Source organism: Kitasatospora sp. NPDC001175, assembly GCF_053598215.1.
On record NZ_JBSFJU010000069.1, the window covers coordinates 1 to 22,088 of the forward strand.

At 69.8% G+C, this 22,088-nt stretch carries 28 protein-coding genes; 3 read left to right on the top strand and 25 right to left on the bottom strand.

Features of this window, described 5'->3' with window-relative positions:
• The first annotated feature begins 838 nt into the window (after positions 1-838).
• Together ACWDAK_RS33210 and ACWDAK_RS33215 are read left to right on the top strand one after the other, a co-directional pair.
• A complete protein-coding gene (locus ACWDAK_RS33210) occupies positions 839-1,837 on the top strand; it encodes a LuxR C-terminal-related transcriptional regulator (protein ID WP_427392922.1) in 999 nt (332 codons plus the stop codon).
• Positions 1,838-1,880: 43 nt separating this feature from the next.
• The gene (locus ACWDAK_RS33215; RefSeq protein ID WP_427392923.1) at positions 1,881-2,138 is read left to right on the top strand and encodes a hypothetical protein; all 258 of its coding nucleotides are present in this window, start codon (positions 1,881-1,883) and stop codon (positions 2,136-2,138) included.
• A gap of 293 nt (positions 2,139-2,431) precedes the next feature.
• Here ACWDAK_RS33215 and ACWDAK_RS33220 read toward each other — a convergent pair whose 3' ends face one another.
• The 6 genes from ACWDAK_RS33220 to ACWDAK_RS33245 form a co-directional block, all read right to left on the bottom strand.
• Positions 2,432-2,593 (bottom strand): hypothetical protein, encoded by a 162-nt coding sequence (locus ACWDAK_RS33220; RefSeq protein WP_427392924.1) that lies wholly within the window; start codon positions 2,591-2,593, stop codon positions 2,432-2,434.
• Positions 2,590-2,853, bottom strand: a complete 264-nt coding sequence (locus ACWDAK_RS33225; RefSeq protein ID WP_427392925.1) for a DUF7848 domain-containing protein — start codon at positions 2,851-2,853, stop codon at positions 2,590-2,592. The genes ACWDAK_RS33220 and ACWDAK_RS33225 overlap by 4 nt, the downstream gene beginning before the upstream one ends.
• Before the next feature lie 12 nt (positions 2,854-2,865).
• Positions 2,866-4,113, bottom strand: a complete 1,248-nt coding sequence (locus tag ACWDAK_RS33230; protein WP_427392926.1) for a tetratricopeptide repeat protein — start codon at positions 4,111-4,113, stop codon at positions 2,866-2,868.
• Between the two features lie 36 nt (positions 4,114-4,149).
• Positions 4,150-5,076, bottom strand: coding sequence for a hypothetical protein (locus tag ACWDAK_RS33235; protein ID WP_427392927.1), 927 nt, complete (start codon positions 5,074-5,076; stop codon positions 4,150-4,152).
• Positions 5,077-5,191: 115 nt separating this feature from the next.
• A complete protein-coding gene (locus ACWDAK_RS33240) occupies positions 5,192-5,350 on the bottom strand; it encodes a hypothetical protein (protein WP_427392928.1) in 159 nt (52 codons plus the stop codon).
• Between the two features lie 154 nt (positions 5,351-5,504).
• Positions 5,505-5,723 carry a hypothetical protein gene (locus tag ACWDAK_RS33245; protein ID WP_427392929.1) on the bottom strand — a complete coding sequence of 73 codons (219 nt, stop codon included), beginning with the start codon at positions 5,721-5,723 and terminating at the stop codon, positions 5,505-5,507.
• Positions 5,724-5,996: 273 nt separating this feature from the next.
• Here ACWDAK_RS33245 and ACWDAK_RS33250 point away from each other — a divergent pair, with 273 nt between their 5' ends.
• Positions 5,997-7,397 carry a hypothetical protein gene (locus ACWDAK_RS33250; protein WP_427392930.1) on the top strand — a complete coding sequence of 467 codons (1,401 nt, stop codon included), beginning with the start codon at positions 5,997-5,999 and terminating at the stop codon, positions 7,395-7,397.
• Between the two features lie 145 nt (positions 7,398-7,542).
• Here the strand turns inward: ACWDAK_RS33250 and ACWDAK_RS33255 are convergent, their stop codons facing one another.
• The 19 genes from ACWDAK_RS33255 to ACWDAK_RS33345 all read right to left on the bottom strand — a co-directional run bounded on the left by ACWDAK_RS33255 (position 7,543) and on the right by ACWDAK_RS33345 (position 22,082).
• Complete coding sequence (locus ACWDAK_RS33255) at positions 7,543-7,809, bottom strand: hypothetical protein (protein ID WP_427392931.1); 267 nt, start codon at positions 7,807-7,809, stop codon at positions 7,543-7,545.
• Positions 7,806-8,102 carry a hypothetical protein gene (locus tag ACWDAK_RS33260; protein ID WP_427392932.1) on the bottom strand — a complete coding sequence of 99 codons (297 nt, stop codon included), beginning with the start codon at positions 8,100-8,102 and terminating at the stop codon, positions 7,806-7,808. Before ACWDAK_RS33260 ends, ACWDAK_RS33255 begins: the two co-directional genes overlap by 4 nt.
• 22 nt (positions 8,103-8,124) lie before the next feature.
• Positions 8,125-8,925, bottom strand: coding sequence for a peptidoglycan recognition protein family protein (locus ACWDAK_RS33265; protein ID WP_427392933.1), 801 nt, complete (start codon positions 8,923-8,925; stop codon positions 8,125-8,127).
• Positions 8,926-8,989: 64 nt separating this feature from the next.
• The gene (locus ACWDAK_RS33270; RefSeq protein ID WP_427392934.1) at positions 8,990-9,322 is read right to left on the bottom strand and encodes a hypothetical protein; all 333 of its coding nucleotides are present in this window, start codon (positions 9,320-9,322) and stop codon (positions 8,990-8,992) included.
• Between the two features lie 60 nt (positions 9,323-9,382).
• Complete coding sequence (locus ACWDAK_RS33275) at positions 9,383-9,910, bottom strand: hypothetical protein (protein ID WP_427392935.1); 528 nt, start codon at positions 9,908-9,910, stop codon at positions 9,383-9,385.
• Positions 9,910-11,010, bottom strand: a complete 1,101-nt coding sequence (locus tag ACWDAK_RS33280) for a hypothetical protein (RefSeq protein ID WP_427392936.1) — start codon at positions 11,008-11,010, stop codon at positions 9,910-9,912. Before ACWDAK_RS33280 ends, ACWDAK_RS33275 begins: the two co-directional genes overlap by 1 nt.
• The gene (locus ACWDAK_RS33285; protein ID WP_427392937.1) at positions 11,007-11,963 is read right to left on the bottom strand and encodes a hypothetical protein; all 957 of its coding nucleotides are present in this window, start codon (positions 11,961-11,963) and stop codon (positions 11,007-11,009) included. The genes ACWDAK_RS33280 and ACWDAK_RS33285 overlap by 4 nt, the downstream gene beginning before the upstream one ends.
• Positions 11,964-12,069: 106 nt before the next feature.
• Positions 12,070-13,509, bottom strand: a complete 1,440-nt coding sequence (locus ACWDAK_RS33290; protein ID WP_427392938.1) for a phage tail family protein — start codon at positions 13,507-13,509, stop codon at positions 12,070-12,072.
• Positions 13,510-13,513: 4 nt separating this feature from the next.
• On the bottom strand, positions 13,514-17,608 hold the full coding sequence (locus ACWDAK_RS33295; protein ID WP_427392939.1) for a phage tail tape measure protein: 4,095 nt from the start codon (positions 17,606-17,608) through the stop codon (positions 13,514-13,516).
• Positions 17,609-17,642: 34 nt separating this feature from the next.
• The gene (locus ACWDAK_RS33300; RefSeq protein WP_427392940.1) at positions 17,643-18,161 is read right to left on the bottom strand and encodes a hypothetical protein; all 519 of its coding nucleotides are present in this window, start codon (positions 18,159-18,161) and stop codon (positions 17,643-17,645) included.
• 22 nt (positions 18,162-18,183) lie between these two features.
• Positions 18,184-18,561: an HK97-gp10 family putative phage morphogenesis protein gene (locus tag ACWDAK_RS33305; RefSeq protein WP_427392941.1), complete on the bottom strand. Its 378-nt coding sequence runs from the start codon at positions 18,559-18,561 to the stop codon at positions 18,184-18,186.
• Entirely contained in the window at positions 18,558-18,851 is a 294-nt protein-coding gene (locus ACWDAK_RS33310; protein WP_427392942.1) for a hypothetical protein, read from the bottom strand. Before ACWDAK_RS33310 ends, ACWDAK_RS33305 begins: the two co-directional genes overlap by 4 nt.
• Positions 18,852-18,913: 62 nt before the next feature.
• Positions 18,914-19,387, bottom strand: coding sequence for a hypothetical protein (locus ACWDAK_RS33315; RefSeq protein WP_427392943.1), 474 nt, complete (start codon positions 19,385-19,387; stop codon positions 18,914-18,916).
• Positions 19,387-19,866, bottom strand: a complete 480-nt coding sequence (locus ACWDAK_RS33320) for a phage tail tube protein (protein ID WP_427392944.1) — start codon at positions 19,864-19,866, stop codon at positions 19,387-19,389. The genes ACWDAK_RS33315 and ACWDAK_RS33320 overlap by 1 nt, the downstream gene beginning before the upstream one ends.
• Before the next feature lie 19 nt (positions 19,867-19,885).
• Entirely contained in the window at positions 19,886-20,218 is a 333-nt protein-coding gene (locus ACWDAK_RS33325) for a hypothetical protein (protein ID WP_427392945.1), read from the bottom strand.
• A gap of 12 nt (positions 20,219-20,230) precedes the next feature.
• The gene (locus tag ACWDAK_RS33330) at positions 20,231-20,629 is read right to left on the bottom strand and encodes a hypothetical protein (protein ID WP_427392946.1); all 399 of its coding nucleotides are present in this window, start codon (positions 20,627-20,629) and stop codon (positions 20,231-20,233) included.
• An 11-nt stretch (positions 20,630-20,640) separates the two neighbouring features.
• On the bottom strand, positions 20,641-21,045 hold the full coding sequence (locus tag ACWDAK_RS33335; RefSeq protein WP_427392947.1) for a DUF6093 family protein: 405 nt from the start codon (positions 21,043-21,045) through the stop codon (positions 20,641-20,643).
• Positions 21,042-21,668 carry a hypothetical protein gene (locus tag ACWDAK_RS33340; RefSeq protein ID WP_427392948.1) on the bottom strand — a complete coding sequence of 209 codons (627 nt, stop codon included), beginning with the start codon at positions 21,666-21,668 and terminating at the stop codon, positions 21,042-21,044. Before ACWDAK_RS33340 ends, ACWDAK_RS33335 begins: the two co-directional genes overlap by 4 nt.
• 15 nt (positions 21,669-21,683) lie before the next feature.
• Positions 21,684-22,082 carry a hypothetical protein gene (locus ACWDAK_RS33345; protein WP_427392949.1) on the bottom strand — a complete coding sequence of 133 codons (399 nt, stop codon included), beginning with the start codon at positions 22,080-22,082 and terminating at the stop codon, positions 21,684-21,686.
• Between the last annotated feature and the right edge of the window lie 6 nt (positions 22,083-22,088).

Genomic DNA, 22,088 nt, shown 5'->3' on the forward strand with positions numbered 1-22,088 from the left:
TCTTACAAAGCAGATGTCGGCGGTTCGAAACCGTCTGCGCCCACCTCGTAGAGCAGTACTGATACAGGAAACGGCCCAGGTCAGGGGATATCCCAGACCTCGGGCCGTTTCTCGTTCGGCGGTTTGCCTACAGTCTCAGACAGTTTCGCTACACCCTCGCTACACAAGATCCACCCCTAAAAAGCCCCTAAATGATCATGGTGTTATCCCAGGTCAGGGGGGCGATGAACGAGAAGCGCCCCCAGTCGCACTGCACGGCTGGGGGCGCTCCGTTGGGCCAGGAGAGAGGGGGGTCAGGTCTTCCCTGGCGCCGACCGCCGACCCCCGCCGGGCGGAGGGGTGTCGAGCGGCAGTGGGGTCAGTAGGATGCCCAGCGCGACTCCCACGCGCCGAGCAACCATCGGCCCCATAGGTTCCCCCTCGTAGCGCCCGCTTCCATCGGGCACTCCGAGTGGGGGTTCATGAGCCCGGCCGGCCCGCCTCATCCGCGAGTCGGCCGGGCGTTGTGATTGGCGAGATCAGGTCCAAACGGAGTCATCGAGGCTGGCTGGCGGCTGAGGCGCCTGGGCTGTCGGGGCGGCGCCGGGGGCAATCGCAGTCCAGACGGAGTCGGCGACGCGCTGAACGGAGCCGTGATCGGCGGCGCCGAGCGAGAGTGCCGCCCCGATGATCAGTGCAGCACCGGCCGCGAGTGCGGCGATGCCTCTGCGGGTCATGGGCATGAGCTGCCCCTTTCGCTACTGGGGAAGTGTCAGGGGGTGGCAACGATCATTGCTCGCACCAGTGTTCGGGTTCGTTCCGACTTGAATCAAGCAGTGGCGCGGTATGCTCCGGAAAAATGCACTTGAGTGCACGATTGAATCGGGGTCAACGTTTGAAATCGGACATCACGGTCTCCCGCCCCGTGCTCACAAGTGCATCCCGAGCGCTCTACCTGCGCATCCTCTCCGGCGCCTCCCAGCAGAAGCCGTCGACCGCTCTGAACCACCTCCTCGATGCGGACCTGGTTGCTCCCGACCCCCGCAAAGGGAACGGCCACTACGCAGCGCTGAACCCGACCGAGGCAACCCGCCAGTGGCAGTCCGCTCTCCAACTGACCGCGGCGCGCTGCATGGCTGAGGCTCAGCTGGTTCCGAGTCAGCTTGACGACCTCGTCGCGGCGTACCGGCTGGCGCACCCGACCCGGAGTAGCGACGGCATCGAGTGCGTCGTCGGCCTGGAGGAGATCAATGCCCGACTGGAGGTACTCGTACCTTCTTGCCAGACCGAGCTGATCACCGCTCAGCCGACCGGGCCCCGGCCAGCCCACGTCCTGGCGATCAGCTACGAACGTGACCTCGGGGTGCTGGCGCGCGGGGCGAAGATGCGCACCCTCTACCTGCCCAGCGCCCGACATGACCGCCCGACCGCGCGATGGGCCGAAACGATGGCCGAGCGGGGCGCCGAGATCCGGACGAGCAACTCGTTCGGCCGGGCGATTATCGTCGATCGGCGCGTCGCCGTTACCTCGGTCCGGACGGCCGACGGCGAAGTGTCAGGGCAGGCTCTGTTTGTCACGGACGAGGGGGTCGTCCGGACCATCCTGGCGGCATTCGAGCGGGACTGGGCCCGTGCCGAACGCTGGGACGGTAGGGATCCAGGCGTGGAGCTGGGTCCGCTGGACCGGGGCATCCTTGACGGGTTGGCTCAAGGGCAGGAGCAAGAGGAGATAGCCACTGGCCTTGAGCTGTCGAAGCGGACGGTCGCCAAGCACGTTGCCCTGCTGAAGGAGCGAACCGGCTCGCGGTCACTGGCCCAGCTCATGTACTGGTACGCCCGGCGTGAGTATCAGCTCTGATGCCTTCTCAGGCTGACGTGCGGGTCAACACGATCTCTCGGGCATGTCTGCCCAGAGTGATTGGCAGCACGAGCCTGCCGTCACGCTCAAGGAAGTCGCGGACGCGCTCGGGGTGATCCACCGCGAGGAACGTCCGATAGGCGGCGCCCTGCTCAATCGGCAGAACGTCCAGGATCTCGCGCAGGGCATCGAGGGCGGCGGAGAGACTGTCGTAGGTCGCTGGGTCACAGACCCCATCAGCAGTCAGGATGTAGCTGGTCAGGTCGTGCTCCGGTATCTCATCCCCCCGGGGCTGCGGTGAGGTCCAATTATGAAACCTCCTTGGAAAAATTGAAAGCGGCCGTGCGCTGTGGGGAGCGCACGGCCGGGTCAGGTGGTGCCCCGGCCGGCCGCTTCGGGGGTGTGCGGCTGGCCGGGGCTGAGTCCCGCTGCGCCGGCGTGCCTACGGGGCTGCAGCGGGAGTCTGGGGTCCCGCCCTGCCGGCCGGTCGGCAGGGCGGGAGGGTGCGCACGGGCTGGCCGGGAGAAGGAGAACGGCCGGGCGTGCGCGGTCTGCCAGGGATCTGCGAATCGCCTGGCGGACCAGACTGGATGCTCAACGGCGCCGGGCGGACACGAGCAGGAAAGCGGCCAGGCCGGCGATGCAGCTGCTCGACAGCACGTAGGCCACCATCGAGGCGATCGGGTCGGGGAGTCCGCGGCGCCGGCGCTCGGCCACCTCGTGGTACTCGGCCTGCGGATCATCGGTGGACGTCACGACGGCTCTTCCTTCGGCACCGCGAGCCAGGGCACCACCGCGACGTGCGCGTAGCTGCGGTGCTCCTGCTGTTCCTTGATGTGCTCAAACGGCCACTTCTGCGCGGTTGCGAAGTCCTCGTGGACGGGGCCCTCGGCGCCGCACGGCTTGCCGTCCTCGTCCTCGCCGAGGCACCGGTACAAGTGCTGGATCGGGGGCGCGTCCGGCTCGCGGTCCGGCGTCAGGGTCCAGTCGAGGAATCGAAAGAGTTTGCGGGGCATGGCACGTCGTCCTCAGCGCGGGACCGGAGGGAGGTGGGTGACCGTACGCGGAGCCTGATCACGCGCGCGGAAGCCGAAGCTAATGAGGACGACGCTCTCCCCGGCACTGAGGGGCGTCCGGCCGTGCGGCGTGAGCGCGCCGTCGAACACGACGCTGTCTCCCGGTGCGAGATCGCATTCGAGGTAGCCGTCGGCGCCGATGAAGACGGTGGAGCTCGTGGTGGTGGGGGCCGCGGTGAGGTGCGCGTGCTTGAGGCACAGGATCAGGTTGGCCTCGCCGAAGCCGAACTCGTCCACGTGGAAGTCGAGAAACTGCCCTTCCCCCAGGTAGGCGATGTAGACGCCGGCGTGGGGCCGCTCGACGTCCAGGCCGGTGGACCGCGAGACGACTGCGGCGAGATCGACTTGTTCGGCGAAGCGGTTCGCGGCGTCGCCGACGGCCGCGTTCCACTTGCCATTGTGGAGGTATCCGTCAGCGGTGACGGCGTTCTCGGCCTCCTCCGCCATAGCGGCGATCAGCTCGGCGGGGAACGACTGATCACGCAGGTGGCACGGGTGCACGCGCTGGTGTGCGGTGAGCCTGCGCACAGTGTCCCGGAGGGTGGGGAAGTCCTCTGCCCACCGAGCCGGGGACCGGGCCGTGGTGTGGGACTGGAGCCATGAGGTCCACCGACTGCTCCAGTGGCGCGGTACCGCGCCGTCTACCGCCGATGCGTCGGCCCGGCCGATCAGCAGCTCCACCCGGGCGAGTGCGGCCTGCGTGGACTCGATCAGCCCGGCGTCTCCCTTGGCGATCCGCAGCCGCAGCGCTTCTTGCAGGTGGGCCTGCGCGCCCGTGAGGTCGCCTCGCTCCATCAGGTGCTTGCCGGTGTGCTGAAGCGCGAAGTCGACAAGTTCCGGGTGCTGGCTTCGCGCGGTGTTCAGCGCGCTGCGGTAGAGCGCGTCCGCGGTCTGCACGTCACCGGCGTAGCGGTGCGCGTCGCCGAGGTTGAGCCCGGTGGCGACGACGGCCCGGCTGTTGCCAATCGCGGCGGCCAGGTCGAGTGACCGCCGAAGGAACGTACGGGCTTCCTCGTGGTGGCCCAGGCACATCTGGCCGATGCCGATCCACCTGGTCAGGAGCCGAGCACGAGCGGGGTCGTCTCCGTCGGGCAAGGCTCGCAGTTCCTCGTGGAGTTGGCCGACCGCGGTGGTCATCTCGTTCCGGTTGGTGGGGACCATACGCAGGCTCTCGTCTTGGTCGATGAGGTGCTGGAGCACTAGACCTTCCCTCGTTCGGTTCTGCTCAGCGTGGCACTACAGCTGGTCGGTCTGGTGGCGCAGGTCGGCCAGCAGCTCCACCCCGTGGGGGGAGAAGTGTTCACTCAGGAGTTCGAGTTCGCGCATGAGGTAGCGGACGGCCGGCAGACCCTCGTCGTAGGCGTTTTGGAAGCTCGCGCGCTCGGTGGGCGTCAGGTCGTCGCGGGCCAACTCGACCTGGCGGAACCGCAGCAGCTGGTTGTACACGCAGGTCGCGTGGAAGGCCCTGTCGATCTCCCAGTACTGGTTGCGGGCCTCTCCCTGCCCGGCCCGCCACTTGATTTCGATCTTGGGGGATGTCTTGGAGGAGTACCCGTCGGCGAAAACCTGGTGTTGGAGGACGTGGAAGCTGATCGACTGGTGGGTGCCCTCGTGCAGGATGTTCTCCGCCAGGAAGAGGTGGGACGGCTGCTCGCTGACGGTGTTCGGCGGGATGTGGCGGGAAGCCTTGTCGGAGAACGTGATGACGTACGGGAGCGCCGGGTCGCTGGAGCTGGTCAGCGAGGAGGTGCGGACGTCGGGCTTGAGGCCCACCCACAGCAGCCCCCGGACGAACTCCCGCACGCGGGCGAACCCGTCGGGGTGGACCAGCGACAGGCGTTCCAGGGCCTGGGTCAGCACCGCGCGGCGCTCGTCGGTGTGCTTGACGATCTCGTAGTCCGTCAGGTTGATCTCGTTGGCGATCTCGCAGGGAAGCTCGGCGTCGAACCAGTCGAAGTTGGTCCCGGTCACGGTCACGTTGTCGCTGCGCAGGGCGCGGGCGTGCGCAGCGTAGGGGGTGCCCGACTTCACCAGGCGCTCCATCAGGGCGAACGGGAGAGCCAAGTCGGCGCCCTCCTCGCGGAGCCGGGTCAGTTCCGGGTCCTTCCGGTCGAGGTCGAAGAAGGAGCCGGCGGGGACGCGAGTGGCGATGGCGGTCTTCAATGCGGACTCTCCTTGATTGGGGTGTGTGCGACGCCGAGCGGCGGGTCGGCCCGGATGATCACCCGCGCCGACCCGCCCATGCCGTCAACTAGCCGGCATCAGTTCGGAACTGCGGTTAGGCCTCGGTTCCCTCCGGCTCGAAGACGCCGTCCGGGACCGAGTGGTCCAGCCGCCGCGTCAGGGACTCGACGCTTGCCTCCGGCTCGAAGACGCCGTCCGGGACCGAGTGGTCCAGCCGCCGCGTCAGGTTGTTGACCGGAATGTCGTTGGACATAGGAGGTCCTTCCTTTCACGAAAGGTCAGTCCCGCACCATTGCGGCGCAGGGTCGTGCCCCGCCTCGGCCATAGGTCTGTCGCAGAACGTTCGGCCGAGGTGGGAGTCTTCGGTCACCCGCCATGCCGGGGGCTGCGGGCATGATGCTGCTCTCTCAGGGGCGGCGGAAGATGTTCAGCTGGTAGGCGCCCGTGTCGGGGCAGTTGGTGGCTCCGCACTCGCAGAACGGGAAGCCGCTCGGGACGCCCCGGCGGCCAAGCACCTTGTCGGCGGCGGCCGGGTCGTAGTCGTCTAGCGGACGCCAGCCGTCCGGCGGGAGCAGCTGGCGGCGCCGATCGGCCTTGTACTCCTCGTACGTTCGCGCGACTCTCACCGGCCGTGCACCACACAGGAGATGCAGCGGCCCCGATCGCGCACCACCAGGTCGCTGACGCGTTCCGGCGGCGCCACAGAGTCGAAGTGCAGCTGCACGTTCTCAGCCCCGCAGGTCCGGCACAACTGACTCTTCGGAGTGTCGGCACTCGGCGTGCCGGACGGCGTGTCCGTGGTGGTACCTGGTTCGGTAGTCGTAGTCACGGCGGTTTCCCCTCCGGCTCCTGCTGGTGACGTTCAGTCAACCGCTCCCCGCTCATGGTGAGAACGGTCCATGCTGGGTAGAACCTTGAACGCCTTGAATTTCCGGGAGGCGACCGTGACGGCACCACGGAAGCGCACACCAAACCAAGCTCTGGCTGCCCTTCTGGCAGAGACGAAATGGAAGAACGGGCAGCTCGCCAGGGAAGTGAACCGCGTCGGCGGTGAGGCGGGTATTGCCCTGTCGTACGACGAGTCGGCGGTCTCGCACTGGCTCTCCGGCACCATCCCCCGGCAGCGGGTGCAGCCCCTCATCTGCGAGGCGCTCTCACGGAAGCTGCGGCGGCCGGTAACGTCCGAGCAGGCGGGCTTCGGCCGCGCGACCAACACCGGAAAGTGGCCGGACACGGTGTCCGGCATCGTGGATCTCGGGAGGCAGGACATGGACCCGTCCCGCCGGGGAGTGCTCGCTGCTGGCCTGTACTCGGCTGCACTAATGGTCCCGGCGTACTCGGACCTTGCCGGTCGGCTGGACAAGGGAGTGATGGACAAGGCGGCCGGCCGCACAGTGCGGATCGGAACGGCCGAGGTGGCGACGGTGCGGACGATGACGGACCGCATCGCAGACATCCTGGACGAGCTCGGCGGCGGCCACGCCCGACCGATGGCGGCAGCCTTCCTGGTCAACACCGTCAGCCCGTATCTCCAGGCCTCCGGTCCGGAGCGGGTGAAATCCGAGATGCTCGCCGCCGCATCCGACCTGACCTACCTCACCGGGTGGATGGCGATGTACGAGACCGCGCACGGCCTCGGGCAGAGCTACTACCTACGGGCGCTCGAACTGGCGGCGGCAGCTGGTGACCACATCACCTACTGCCGGACCCTGCGCGGGATGGCGTTGCAAGCCTCCAGCCTTGGGCACGGCCCGAAGGCGCTGGAGCTGGCCGACAGCGCCGCCGAGGCTGCCCCGGCCGCTGGCCCGCGTCTGACAGCATTCCTGCGCGGCCAACAGGCCCACGGGGCAGCGATGGTGAAGGACCAACGGCAGGCGTTCGCCCGGCTGCGCGAGACCGAAGACGCCCTGTCGAGGGCCGACGGTCGGAATGACGCCGTAGGCGGCTACGACCAGGCGGCGTACCACTTCCACGTATCTCACGTGCTGTGGGAGCTCGGAGACCAGGCCGGTTCGGTCAGGGCGCTTCGCGCGTCGAACCGGGCCCGGCCAACGAACGAGAAACAGGGCAGGGTGCACGCGAACGGGCTGCTCGCGCGCCGGCAGATGAAGATGCGGCACGTCGAAGCCGCCGCGGAGACGTGGAACGCATTCCTCGACGACTACGTGACGATCAGCTCGGCCCGGGGAGATGAACACTTCCGGACGCTCCGGCCTGAGATCGCCCCGTACGCGGGCCTGCGAGCGGTACAGCAGCTCGACCAGCGGGCGGCCGAGGTGGCGCGCTTGAAGGCAGCCTGAGCGACACAAAAGCCCCCACCGGCACAGTGGAGGCTGTTCTCAACGTACCAGCCGACACGGAGTTGGCTACCAGTTCCGAAGAAGCTGGACCGGTGCAAAACGCAGGTCGCCCCCGCCCGGCCGAAGCCGAGCGGGGGCAGCGTGTTCAAGGGCGCATGAGGGCGATTACGGCGACCACGGTTCCGGCGAGACCGCCGAGAACCCCGATCGTCGGCAGCGGCCACCGGGCACTCTCCAGGCGGCGGATGCGCTGCTCGTGGTCGGCGATCGTCTCCCGGTGCTCGCGCTGGTCGCCGAGGATGGCGTCCAACTTGGCCTCCATGCGGATCTGTCCGTCGGCGATGCGCCTCACCTCCGCGTGAGTCTGTGCAGGCGAGATGTACACGCCGTCCGGCGGGGTAGCGGTCGTCACGGAGCCTCCGGCGGGGCCGGCGGTACGGCCGGGGCCTGGACGGCCGGCTCGGCCGGGACGATCGGCGGCAGCGGTGCCTTCGCGGGCGCGGTCCGCAGCCACGACGGCAGCAGAGCATCGACCTCAGGGCTGGCCATCAGCCGGGTGACCGCGGTGGCCACGGCCAGGGCGGCGCCGAGGCCGGGCAGGGCGCTGGGCAGACCGGCGTCGTGGACCAGCAGGGGCAGGCCGGCAGCGAGGCCGAGAACCACCTGCAGCACGGTGCGGGCGGTGCGGCGGGAAGCGTCAGACATTGGCATCTCCTCTTTGCGGGGGTCAGTTGGTGACGTTGTCGGTGCGGAACGCGCAGGCCCAGGTGTCGGGGCCGACGATGCCGTCCACGGTCAGCCCCTTCTCGGCCTGGAACTGGCGGCACACGGCGGCCGAGGCGGGGCCGTACCAGCCGTCCACGGTGATGCGCCAGCCGCGATCGGACATGCGCTGCTGCCAGGCACGCGCGGTGTCGTCGTGGATCATCGGGGTCTGGGCGCGCAGGTACTCCCCGGGCCACGCGGGTCCGGACGGAGCTGGAGCCGGAGCGGGGGCGGGCGAGGGGGACGGGTTGGATCCCCCGCCGGGCCGGGGTGCGCCCTGCTGGACCCAGGTGTAGAGGAGGTCGCCGGGACAGTCGGTCGGGTAGCCGTCGCGGTGACCCTTGATCTCGTCCCCGGCTCCGTTGGCCTGGAGGTATTCGATCGCGTCGCGGGCGGCGTTGAGCTGGGCATCGGTCGGCTGGGTCAGGCCCTCGTCACCGACCAGGACGCACACTGAGTAGTGAGCGTGGTTGAGGGGCTGGTTGCCGTTGGCGGCAGTCTCTCGCCCGAGCCCGCGTCCCTCCAGCACGTAGCCGTGGGGGCAGGCGGCGAAGTTATAGGCCACGTCCACGTAGCCTTCGGCGGTGTTCGCCATGTGGCTGGCGCGGATGTCCTGCCACTCCTGGATGCAGGCGCTGTGGTCGCTGAGGAGGTCGGTGGAAACCGGCGTGCCTTCGTAGTGGATCTTGGTGCCGAGGGTGGTGGGCTGACTGGCGGCGGCTGACGGGGGCCAACCGAGCTGGTCTCGGGTCACGAGCTGCATGAATTCCTCCTGGGAATGACAAGCCCCCGGCCGGGCGGCGCGGGGGCGGTTGGTGTGTGGTGGGTCAGGTGAGGGGGATGGTCTCGGCCGTGGTGGTGGTGACGCCGAACCCGGCGTAGTGCCGCAGTACGACGGTGGCGCCAGCGGCCTGGAGGGCGTGGGCGACGTCGGACGCCGCCCGGATGCCGCCGGTGTAGCTGTCGGTTGACCACGGCCAGCCAGGGATGTCGGTGCTGGTCCAGGCCCAGACGATCCACTCGGCGGTGCTGCCGGTTTGGGGGCGCTGGGTGGCGATCAGCCACAGTTCGCCGTACGCCGTCGGCTGTCCGGCGACAGGCGGGGCGGGCATCCCGGCGCGGCCGGCGCGGTATTCCGTTCCGGCGAGCTGGTCGAGCATGGGCCCGAGGACGTCGGTGGTCTGGGCACTGACGGTGCCGATGGTGTAGATGGGAGCCTCCTACTTGGGTGGGGGCGGGGGCAGAGCGACGCCGTAGAGGTAGCGGACGACGCCGTACACGGTGCCGGAGCCGCCGACCCGTTGGGCGTCCAACGTGAACTCGACCTCCGTGCCGACGGGCGCGCCGATCGGCACCGTGGCGATCAGGTCGGCTCCGGGCTGGCCAATCGCAACCGGGGTGCCACCGACGCTGAGCCGGAGCTGGCCCGTCGTACCGGGATCCGCGCCGAGAGACGCGCGGATCATCAGAGCCGGGTGCTGAACGATGCCGCGCGAGCGGGCAATCGTCGTCCAGGTCCCGGCCGTGGTGGACGGCCAGAGCGCCATCGAGTCCGCAGCCGGCGCGGTGTAGGTGGTCCAGGGTCGGGCGAGGCCGCCGGCCGGATCCGGGGCGAGGACGATCGAGCCGAGCGCGTCCAGGATTGTGCTGATCGCGGCCCGCGTGCTCACCCGGCCCTGCAGAGCGCGGAGATCGCGTTCCAGGGCCTGGATACGGGTGATCAGGTCCTCGGGGACGTGTGGTGCCATCAGGCTGCCTCCAGGAAGAGCTCAACGGACTCTGCCCGGCCGCGCTCGACCGGGGTGACGCGCAGTCCGACCAGCCGGTAGCGGGCGGACAGGCCCTCTGTGAACCAGTCGTCGGCGATCCGGAGACGGATGTAGCTGCCGAGCGGGGGCACGCTGGCCGTGTCGAGCCGCAGCCAGCTCACGGCAGGGATGGTGACCGGCTGCCGGGCCCGCGCGAGATCGGCCGTCGCGTGGCCGTCGAGGGTGGCCTGCACCGAGACCGTGCTGTAGTCGCTGCTGCCGTCCAGGCGCGGCCAGCCTGCGGCGATCAGGTCCGGGCTGGTCTGCAGCGCGGACATCAGCGGGACACTGTTGCCGGTGGCGTCCTGGCTGGACGCGCCGCGGCTCTGCCATGTCGTCGCCATGCCGCCCGCGTCCTGCGGCAGGGAGTACGCGGTGATCTCACCCGGGCTGGACAGAAGGACGTCGGCCGAGCCTGCGGTGAGGATCGGGTAGCCGAGCCGCAGGGCCCGGTGCCGGACGCCGCTGGTGTCCGTGTAGAGCTGGATCCGCCACTCGAAGCCACCACCGACGGCGGCGAGTTGGTCGAGCAAGTCGCCGATGTGGGGTAGGTCGTAACTCGAGTACGTGCGGTCTCTTGTGACCCCTGAGAGCTGGGTGCGGTCGATCTCGATTCCGAGGTTCCCGCCGGGCTGGGCCTGCGCGTAGTCCACGAGGCCGCGGGCGATGTCGAGTTGATCCGTCGCGGTCCAGGTCAGGTTGTCGTACGCGATCCGGTGGCTGCGGAGGACGCCTTCCAGAGTGCCGGCCTGGACCGGGCATGTGAGGTAGCCGCGCGCGTCCCGGGTCGGTGTGGCGGTCCACAGCGGGCCGCCCCACGCGATCGTCCCGGCTGAGTCAGTCAGGTAGACCATGGTCCGACCGGGGATCAGTGCCGCGCGGGCCCGCTGGGCGGTCGCCGAGTCCGGGATCGGGATGGTGCCGGTCAGAGTCCCGGTGCGGCCGATGTAGTCCTCGTACTGGACCTGGGCGATGGGTAGCCGGTCGATCAACCGATCGGTGACCAGGTCACAGACGGTCAGCGAGTACTCGATGCTCACGGCGTCTCGTACGTGAACTCAAGGCTGTAGCTGTTGATGCTGGTGGTGACCGGAACCCACGGGTTTGAATCGGACCACGAGGTGGACGCCACCGTCGTGAACGCCCTCACGTGGGTGCTGTCCTGGACCCAGACCAGCGACGGCCCGGCACCGGCGGAAGGCGAACGGTCCGCGTAGGCGGTACCCACCGTGGCACCGAGCCCGGAGTAGTAGTGCGCGGCGAACGGGAGGCCCGGCGGGGTGGTCCATGTCCATGTTCCACTGCCGTAGTTAGTGGTCGTGCCACCAACGATCTTGATGACCACGTCGACCCGTTTCCCGACCTGGCAGTACCTCGCGGTGATCGTGCCGTTGCCGATGGACGGGTTCGTGGTTGCGCCGGCCCACGTGGTCGAGAATGCCTGCCAGACCCCCAACGGCGGCGCCCAGGCCGTGCCGGACCAGCGTTCCAGCGTGCCGGATGCCGGGTTGTCGCGGTACTGGCCGACGTAAGCACCGACCGCGCTCCCGGACGGCGTGATCCCGCCGACCGCGACGGTGTACTGCCGCTGGTCGGTCAGCGCGGTGGACCAGTTGATCGGCGCAGACACCGAGGCGCCCGCCGGAACCGCGATGTCCCACAACTTCATGTAGGCAGTGCCGGTCGGCGGGATGGTCGGGGCAGCCGGGGTGGCTGCGGCGGTGCCCTGGACGTAGACCACGGCAGCGGCGGTCAGTCCGGACGTGTCGTAGAGAGCGTCGTAGGCGACCAGGAAGACCGAGTCAATCCGGGGCAGGCTGTTGTGCCCGTTGGCAACGGTGATCGTCTCGGGGGCCGTCACGGCAACCGGGTACGCGCCTTGACTGGCCGTGCCCTGGATCACCGCGCGGCCAACGCCGATGGTGCCGGTCATCCCCGAGCCGGTCAGCACGCAGGGGTTGCCGCCGGGAATCAGCCCGGAGCGGCTCGTCATTTCCGTGACGGGCGTCGGGGTATCCAGGGGGGCAAGGCGTGTGTCCTGGCGGGTCTGGCCGGTCGGCAGGTGCCAGGCGGATCGTACGGTCACGGGCCCTCCAGGGTTACCAGTAGGCGGAGCGGTAGCGGACGGTGGCGGTGCTCGCGGTCAGCGCGCCGTCCAGGGAGCGGTAGGAGATGGTGGTGGTGCCTGGGGACAGGCGGATGGACTGCTCAGGCGCGGATCGAGTCGTGGCGGTGCTCGCCCGGGACTGCCCCGAGGCGAGCAGGACGCTGCCGTCCCAGGTGTCGATTTCCAGCGTCTCGCCAGCGGCGAGGGTGACGGCGTACTCCAGGACCCGGCCGCCGATCGTGACCGAGGGCGTTGTGACTGGCCCGGTGATGTCAATGACGATAGGTGTCGCTGCGTCACCCGAGTTGACAGCGAGCGCGTCCCCGGTGCTGCCCGGCGTACCCCAGACCAACCCTTCGGGGCTGCCCCAGTTCAGGCCGGTCCCGGGCACGATCGTGCGGGAGGTGGAGGCGTGCGCCACGCCGTCCCACCACCAGCCTGAAGAGTTGCCATCCGCGTACGCGTGCAGGGTCGGGCCGGTCTCGGCCTGGACGCTGTCCGTCAGCCACGTCGTCCCGTTGGTGACGATCGCGTACACCCCGACGCGGTCGACCGTGTCGCCAGGCTGCAGGGTGTACGAGGCGCTGACGCGGCTCCAGGTCCCGGCCGTGGTGGTGCCGGCGGCAGCCGTGGTGATGGTCGTGCCGCCGTTACGCCACACGATCCGCATCGCCGTAGCCGACGAGGTCTTGACCCACGCCCCGACCTGGACCGTGACCCCAGCCGTGGTAACTGGCTCCATCAGCCACGTCGTCCCGGCCGTCGTGTCCGCCGTCGCCGTCTGCTGCAGGCAGGCGGTGCCGGACTGCGCGTCCGTGGTGATCCGGGTCCGGGTCAGCGAACTGCCGTACGCCGAGGTGTTGGAGAGGTCCACCTCCACCGAGGGGTTGTAGACCAGGTTGCGGATCCCGGTGTCGGCTGGCCACTGCTGGAGGCCGGACTCCGGCTGCGGCAAGCCGGTAGCCGCGGTCTGCTCGGTGATCTGATAGCGGCGCGGATCGGTCGCTTCCCACTGGACCGAGGCCCGGCCGACGCCGAGCCTCCACGTACCCGTGATCGGCATCTCCCGGCGCAGGACCCTGGCCCACACCAGCCGCGGTACGTCGTCGACTTGGAGGATCAGCGGCTGCTCGGTGTCGGACACCGGCATCGCAGCGGCCAGCTGGCGCGTCACCACGTCCATGCCGCCCGGCGCCGCCCGCACCACCAGGTCGGCGCTGACGATCCGGGTCTGGCTCAACAGCCGACCCAGGTAAGCACCGTGCTGGTGGGCCCGGTGGGTCGTGCCGGAGTCCAGCGCGGGCATCGACTCCCACCCGGTCACCTGCGCGTCCCCAGCGAGATACCAGGGACGGCCGGTGCCCATCAGCAGCGTGCCGTACTGCAGGTCCCCGGGCTGGGACCCCAGCCAGGAAACAGGCGGCCGAGGCATCCGTTTACCCCCTCGTCCTGCTGAGCCACCACAACTCTTCGGCCGTCGACCTGGCCGAGGACCCGGCGGCCTCGTAGTAGTGCTCGATGGTTAGCGGTCGGCCGCCCGGCGCCGACGATGCGGCAGCCGGTGCGGCGCCGACCGGGGCCAGCGACCGCGCGGGCATGAACCCCGCGGTCGACGGGACGAGTTGGTAGCCGAATTCGGTGGCGACCTGGCCGAGGAGCTGCGTCGACCTGGCCCGCTTCGACGGCGAGAGCGGGATGTACGCCTCGGGCCCGGCCTCCGCCCACAGGATCGCCCGGTTGGAGATTCCGGCCTGCCGGTTGTGCAGGCCGTCCGCCGCCGCCGTGATGCCGCCCGCGGCGTACCCGGTGATCCCGCCGTTGGCGAAAGCCTCACCCATGTGCCCGGGGGCTGGCATGTCGTAGTGGACATGCACCGTGACATTGCCGTCCCGCATGTTGTCCACGCGGTCCTGAATGGCGTTGAGGTTCGAAATGGGGGATCCAGTTGGCACGGTGATGCTGACCTGGTGATCCGGCAGCTCATCGACCGTGTAGCCGATGTCCCGGAGCTGGCGGATCGCCTCGGCCGGCGGCGCCTGCACCGTGATCGACTTCCCGGCCGGGACCGAGCCAAGCTCGGCCTTGATCTCCTCCAGCGCGGCGATCGCGGCCTGCGTCGGCGCGTCGACCACCACGGTCTTACCGGGAATCTTCTTCGCGATCAGCGCATCGAGCTCCTTGATCGCGTCACCAGTCGGCGCCGTGATCTCCATCTGCCGGCCGCCGGGCATCTCCTTGACCTTGATCCCCACCGACTCCAGGTCCTTGACAGCGTCGGCGGTCAGCGCGGACACCTTGATGCTTGCCCCCGCTGGCAGGTGACCGGCCAAACCCTGCACGTACAGCAGTCCGCGCGCCGTGTCGTCCAGGCCCGGCGTCGACAGGGTGATCGCGAGGCTGGACGGGATGAAGCCCATCTGCGCCGCGAGGTTGGCGGCCTGGTCCGCAGTGAGGCCGAACTTCTCGCCTGCGGTCACCGCCGCCTCCCACGCCCCTTGCATGGACTTCTCAGCCTTGGCCAGGGCGGTTGGGACGCTGTCACCGTTGGCCTTTGCGTAGTCGAAGGTCGCCTGCGCGGCAGCCGCGGTCTGCTCGTTGAGCGACTGCAGCTTGGTCCAGAGCGTCTGCCCGTTCTCCGTGGTGGTGTTGAGTGACCCGTCCACCTGCAGCAGCGCGGCGCCGTACCCCTTACTCTCATCGACGCCTGCCTGCCAGGCAGCGGACAGGTCGAGCATGGACCGGTTCATCTGCGCGGTGGCTGCCTCGACGTCCAGTTCGCCCCCGCTCAGCAGTTGCAGAGCATCGTGCAGCGCACGGGCCCTCGTGCCAGCGTCGGACGCGGAATCGCCGAGCGTCTTGATCGCGGCCTGCAGCCTGCCGGTTGGGTTGGTGGCGTCCGCCGCGGCGCCGGCCGCGCCCCTCGTCGCCTCAGCTTGATTCCGGTACGCCTGGCTCGCTTTGGCCACTTCGCCGCTGGTCCCGGACAGGGTGTCCCAGAGCTTGCGGGCGTCGCTGTTCAGCACCGTGGTGGCCGTGCCGGCCTCGTACTGGGCGCGGGTGGTCACCTCCTGGTGGGTGGCGTGCGCCTGAAGCGCCGCGTTCACCTGGTCCAACGCCGCCTTGTTGCCGAGGGCGGCCTGCTCGACCACCCCAAGCTCGATGCCGTACCGGCGAGCGGTATCGAGCGCGCCGGCCTGCTCCAGCTTCTGCGCGACCAGTGCACGGCTGTTCTCTCCGAGGGCGCCCGCGTCCTTCTGGATCGCCTGGGTGAAGTCAGCGACGGCTTGCCGAGCGGCCCTCTGGTGCTCGGCGAAGATGTCGAGGATCGCGAACGCGCCACCAACGGCCAGACCCCACGGGCCACCAAACACCCCGAGGAGCCCAGAGGCCGCGCTCTTAAGTCCGGCCAGGGCGCCGACAGCGCCGGCCGCACCGACACCGCGCAGTGCACCGCCAACCCGTTCCAGGCCGGTCGCGGTCGGCGGCAGCGTCTCGTACACGCCGCGGAACGCCGAGCCCATGTTGGCAATGACGGGACTCCGGCGCTCCAACTCGGCGATGTAGCCACCGAATCGGCCGAGTTCCTGCCCGGCGCCGGCGGCGAGGACCCGCTGATACAGGGCGGCGTCGCCAATACCCCGGAACGCCTCGACACCGGACCGGCCGAACCCGACGACGGCATCCTGCATGGCCTGGATCTGGGGGCGGAACGGCCTCATGGCGATCATGCCGAGGACCGACAGCTGAATTGGGCCCGGCAGCTCGGCGAACGCGTGGGCCAGGTCGCCCACGATTCCCGCGAGCGGCCGGAGTTCGCCGGACAGGTCGCCGAGCATGCTCATCCCGGTCTGCACGCGGCCGGTGAACGTACCGAGGGCCCCGGCTCCGGACACCACCGAGGTGTAGAGGTCGCGCAGGCCACTCAGCAGCGGACCCGTGGCCGACTCGGCGTTCTGGAAGATGCGCTCAGCCTGCCCGAGGCTGGCGGCCAGCAGGGGGATAGCCCGTGTCGCAAACCCGGTGACCGCCGTACTCACCGGGCCCGCCATGGCGCCAGCCGCCCGAGCGATCCCGGCTCCGGCGCCCTGCAAAGTGTGCTCGACGCTCGGCCCGTAGATCGCCCACAGGTCTGCTGCGGTCTTGATGCCGCGCTGGATGTAGGGGATCGCCGCGGACACGCCGGAGGACATGCTGCGGGTGATCTTCTCCAGGCTGGGCGAAATGGCGAGGTAGATCTGCAGGAACGCTGACGAGATCTCCTTGCCGAGACCGCGCATCGCACCGCCGAGCCCCTTCGACTCGGCCGCCGCGAGGGCAGCCGCGCCACCGACTCGGCCAACCTGTAGCGCCATCTGCTCGAAGGCCGGTCCGCCCTGATGAGCCAGCGCGGTCATCGCGCTGAGAGCTGGCTTGCCGAACGCCATCGCTGCGGCGGCCGTGAACTGCTGCTGAGTCAGACGTCCTTGTGCATCATGCAACCGGTCGATGACGTATTCGAGGCCCTTGAAATTCCCTTGGCTGTCGAACGCCTCGATCCCGAGTTCCTGCAGCCCCTTCTTCGCCTCCGCGGTGGGCTTGGCGAGGTTGACCAGGGCGCCGCGCAGGCTGGTACCCGCGGTCTCCCCGATGATGCCCGACTTGCCGAGCAGGCCGATCGCGGTTGCGGTGTCCTCGATGCTGATGCCGAGCGAATGAGCCGTCGGACCGACGTACTTCATCGCGTAGTACATGTCCATCAGCTCGCCGCTGGCGGAGTTGGTGGCGTTGGCGAGAACGTCGGCGACCTTGGACGCGTCGTCAGCCTTCATGGCGAACTGGTCCATGATGTCGCCCTCGATCTTCGCGGCGGTGGCGACATCGGTCCGGGCGGCGGCTGAAAGCTGGATCGTGCCGCGGGCCGCTTTCACGGCGTCCTCCGCCGAAAGGCCAGCCTTGGCCAGCTCGGTCATCGCCTCGGCCGCCTCGGCGGCGTTGGCGCTCGGCAGTTTCATGTCGCTGCCGAGGGCCTGTGCTTCCCGGCCGGCGGCGGCCATCTGGGCACCGCTCGCCCTCGTGACCTCGCCGTACTTCTGCATGGCGTCGCTGTACTCGTTGCCCGCGTGGATGATGTCGTGCAGCCCGTACAGCAGCGCGCCACCAGCCAGCATGGTGCCCAGATGCGTGGCGGACTCCAACGCGCCCTCGATGCCCTCGCGGACCGAGGTCATGCCGTCGCGCGCGGCCGACCCGAGGCGCCCGAACAGGCCGCTGGCGCCCTGAGTTTCGCTGCCGAGCGAGCGGACACCGCGGGCCGCTGCCCCGGCCGCCTGCTCGGCCTCGCGCGCACCGGCCGCGCCACCTCGCGCGCTGCTGCCGAGTGCGGACAGTCCGGCCTGCGCGCCGCCAGCCTCGGCCGCCAGACCTCGCGTGCCCCGGCCGGCGCCGACCGCAGCCCGCTCCAGCGCGCCGGCGGCAGTGGCCGACGACCGCATGCGGGAGTCGAATCCGGCGGTGTCGGCAGTGACTCGGACGAGCACCGTGCGGTCGGCCACGGCAGCCTCCCATCAGGCGGGCGGCTGCTGGCCGCTACGGGGTGGTGATCTGCAGTTGGACCGCGAGCGCCGCGCTCCACAGGCGGGACAGCTGGCCGTCGCTCAGCTCGCGCCAGAACGCGATGAACTCGGCTTCGTCGGCCGGTGCGGGATCGAGCAGCTGGGCCCGGACGAGCGCCGGCGCGAAACTGTCAGGGTCGAACGCAGGCTCGGCCTCGCCGCGGCTCTTGGCGTTCTCGATCTGCTCGCGGGTTGCCGGGTGCTCGCGCCGCAAGTCCTGGTACGCCCGGTGGCTGATTGCCTGCAGCGTGAACGCCACCTGGGAGTCCTCGACGGCCGTCCTCGCGTCGTGCAGGCGCGCGGCCACGGCCTCCGCCTCCTCGGGCCGCTCGACGCCGGGCCGGGTGAGGCGGCCGAGCAGATCCTCCAGGCCCTCGATCTCGGCTGCGGCCTCCGCGTCCAGAACGAGATCGACGATCCGGCGGGGACGCTGGATCCGGGCCGCGATCTCCCCGAACGTCAGCCGCGCGGGCACGGCGGTGTGCTTGGTCATGGTGCCTTCCTGTCGGGAGGGGTCAGCGCAGTGCGTCCTGCACCGCGATGGAGACGCCGCGCTCGGCGTCCGGGGCGGCGGCGTCCAGGGCGGGGCCGAGGTGCGGCAGCGGGGCGTTCTTCGACGTGCCGTACTCGACGATGTTTCCGAGCGGGCCCTGACTCCGGTCCTTGTCCGGGCCGATCTCGGCCTCGACGCCGGTCCCGGTGGCGCGCACGTCGTAGGTGATCGAGTAGGGGTAGGCGGGGAGGTGGGGGTGCCCGCTGATCCGCTGGCGGGCGTCGTCCCGGATGGTCCGGGCTGTCACGGTGATCGCCTTGCGGGTGTTGGCGGCGAGCCGGGCCGGAGCGGCGCCGAGGTCGGCAATCAGCGCGTCCAGGCCAGTGATGATGAGCGTCACGGCCGGTTCTCCCTTCGGTAGATGCTGACCTGCAGGCCCTCGGGCCGGGTGCCGTCCTCCTGCATGGCACCGACCCGGCGGGCCCCGGCCGCGCAGGCGTGGCAGCGGACCACGGACGCGTCCCAACCGAACTCGTGCTCGGCAGCGGTGGTTTCGGCGAGCGGGTGCCCGCAGTCCCGGCAGTTGCCGGCCTCCAGTTCCAGTAGGGCGAGCGCCCACCAGCGATCCTCTGGCAGCCAAAGCGGCTCACCCGGGCCCGGCGCCCGGCCAAGCAAGATTGAGCGGGGCACTCCCCACGACCGCGCGGCCTCCAGCTCACGGCGGTACGGCAACCGCGGATCCCGCAGGCGCTCTACGAGAAAGGGAGCGGACTGGGCTCCTCGTTCACAGCCAGGGCCGCATCGAACAGGCACGTCGCCGTGCCGTGGTTGACCTTCTGTAGCAGCTGACGCACTTGGCCCGCACTGAGCGTCGGGGAGACACAGCACGCCGCGAGCAGAACCGGAAGGAACGTTTCTGCGTACAGGTCACGGCTGCCGGACGCCGGCGGGTGGTTGGCCAGCAGATCGGAGAACGCCAGGTGCCCAAGGGCGCGGAACCGGAACTCCACGGTGGCCGCGTCGACTTCGGCGCGGACCGCGGCAATCTGCTCGGCCAGTACGGCGCCCGGATTGGTCTCGCCAAGCGAGGACGGCTGCCACGGGCCGAGCTGGTCAAGCTCGGCCTGCAGCTCGGCTTCCCGCGCCGCCGCGGCACCGTCCAGGCAGACCCGGACCGCGAGTTCGCGCGGCGTCGCCGCATCGAGAAGTGAGCTGATGTCCGGCATCAGGCCACGATCGCGCGGGTGGCCGGGTCCGAGGTCACGGACAGCTTGACGGTCACCTTGAGCACTTCATTGGCGGTCGGCGCTACGTTCTGCGGCTCGGTGGCGGCGACCGGGTACACCTCGACCCGGTCACCCGTGGCGTACGCGGTCGCGAACGGGGTACCGCGCCGAACGACCAGAAACCCGGTCACGCCGTACGACAGCGTCGTATACGGCTGGTCCTCCAGGGCTGTCGTGCCCCTCTTAAACGTGATCTCGGCCGCGTAACTCTTGCGGCCAGGAACCGTGGTGTCGAAAGTGCTTGCCAGGCTCGACGTGTTGACCTCGGCGGTCGTGGGGTCGGCCTTCAACCCGTCGGGGGTGAGGCGCTGGGTCCAGTCGTACCCGGCGTTCAGCTCCGCCGCAGTCGGAGACTGAACGGTGGCGATGCTGGGGACCCAGCTCACCTTGATGTTGCCGTCGCTGATCAGATCAGCCATGGTCGGTACCTCCTCGGGGTCAGATGCGGAACGCGCCGACGGTCACGCTGGTAGCGGCCGAATACCCGATCGCCGCCTGCTGGGTGATGTCGGCGTGCAGGGACGGATCGAGCGGGCCGATCATCTGCTCACCGCTGGCCGGGACGGTCACGGTCCTATCGGGGACGGTCAGCCCCTTGTATGAGTTGTTCTGGGTGGTCACGGTGACCGTGATGCTGGATGCGCCGCCGTTCTTGACGTGCAGGAACGTGTTCGGGGCGTTCAGGGACACCTTGTCGCCGGTGGCCGACGCGGCGGCATAGGCCGGGGTGATGCCGCCCGGCCTGATGGTCTGGATGGACAACAGGGCCATCGGAAACTCTCCTCACTGGGGGATGGACCGCAGCCGCCAGCGGGCCGCGGAGTAGTACACGGGCGGGGTGACGTCGTCGTCCCGCTGGACCGGGGTCCCCTCCAGCGCTTCGGGCCGGTACGAGACGCGGCCGGCCACCTGCAGGGGCGCGTCGAGCGCGGCGCGGGCCCGGTCCATGACGGATAGGGCCTGCTCGGCGGTCGCGCCGACCGCGGTCACCTGGACGATGCCGACGAACGTGGTCCGGTCGTCGGCGAGCGATGCCCGTACTGGCATGCCGGCGTCCGGGTAGAGGACGGCGTACGGCGGTGCGGCACCCTGCGGTGCCCCGCCGAGGTAGACGGTGAGCTGAGCTGCTGCCAGAGATGCCGTGACGGCGTCGATGTGCGGGAGTACGGCCGGAGTCGGCACCGGTCACCCCCTTACGTGATGCCTTCGACGGTCAGCCGCCAAGCGGTCGCCGTGCTGCCGTAGTCGATCGCCATCACGGCCATGACCTGTCCGATCAGCCGGGCATCCCCGGATGCGGTGACGGTCAGCTGGTCCCCGACGCGGAGCGGTTGCGCGGGCTGGGCACCAAACGGCAGCGCAACCTCGTACCGGGCGGTGACGGTGAGCCGCTCGAAGGCGTGCTTGTCGCGCGGCACCCGTTGGGCCTTCACCCGGCAGGCGCCGCTGTAAAGGGTCGTGGCCGGGCCCGGGGTGAGCTGGCTCGTGGTGCGGTCGAGGGTGGGCGTCCCGGGGCGCGTGATCGTGCAGGCATCGACCATGAGTTGCTGGTGTGCGAGTCGGCCGGCGGCGAGGACCTGATCCAGCGGGCTGCTCACGACGGCCTCACCGAGGTGAGCTCGACGCGGTAGGGCGCGAGGGCCTCTTTGTGGGCGTCGGTGAGGACGGCGCCGCCGATCGTTTCGCTCGCGAACGTGCGGCTGTAGTCGTCGATGACTTCCTGTCGCAGCCCTTGCGGGTTGGTCAGGTTCATGGTGGCGAGGTCGAGCACGACGTCCTCGATGTCGTCTGGGACGTCCTGGTAGCCGTGGCTGTTGGTGATCTGCACCCGAGGCGCCCACACCCCGAGATTGCGGCGCGGCCAGCCCATGAGGCGGCCGGGCGCGTACCACGGGTAGCCGCGGGTGAGTTCGTCGCCGAGGCGCAGGTAGTCCCTGCCTTCGATGCAGGTGATCTGGACGCCGCCGAGGTCGGCCAACTCCACCACGGTGAGTGGGTTGTTGGCGTCCACGATCAGCGGCCGGTCCGGCAGCCGCAACACCCGGTCGCCGCCCGGCAGGATGATCGTCTCCTGGGAGACGAAGGTGATCGTCTGCCGGGTGTAGCGGCGTACGCGGGCGGAGGCCCGGCGGATCGCGAGGGCCCCCTGCATCGGGTCAATCGTGCGCTGCATCGCGGCCTCAAGATCCGCTACCTGGGCCAGCGGCGGCAGCGTGGTCACAGTTGGCCCCCTCTGCTACTCGGCGCCCTGGAGCAGGGCGTCTAGGCGGCCGGTCAAAGTGGCGCGGGCCCGGTCGCCCTTCGCCATCTCCAGGTCGAGGGCCTGCCGGGCGCGGGCCAGGTCGCTGCCGACCCAGCCGAGGACGGTATCGATTGTGCCGTCGATCTCCAGCCCCTCCGGCACCGTGAGCGCGCCGTCCGGCAGCGTCTGCGCCAGCGGGGCCGGATCCTGCCCGGTGGCCTCGACCGCGGGCGATGGCGGCGCCGGTTCGGGGTCGCGCTCGATGACCTCGACCGGGGCACCGGTGTGCGCCAGGTGGCGGGCGAACTCGCCGACGTGCTCGGCCCCTTCGTGGAGCTCGTGCACGGCGTAATCCCAGTACACGCGGGCGTTGGCCAGGACACGGATACGCATCGGGTC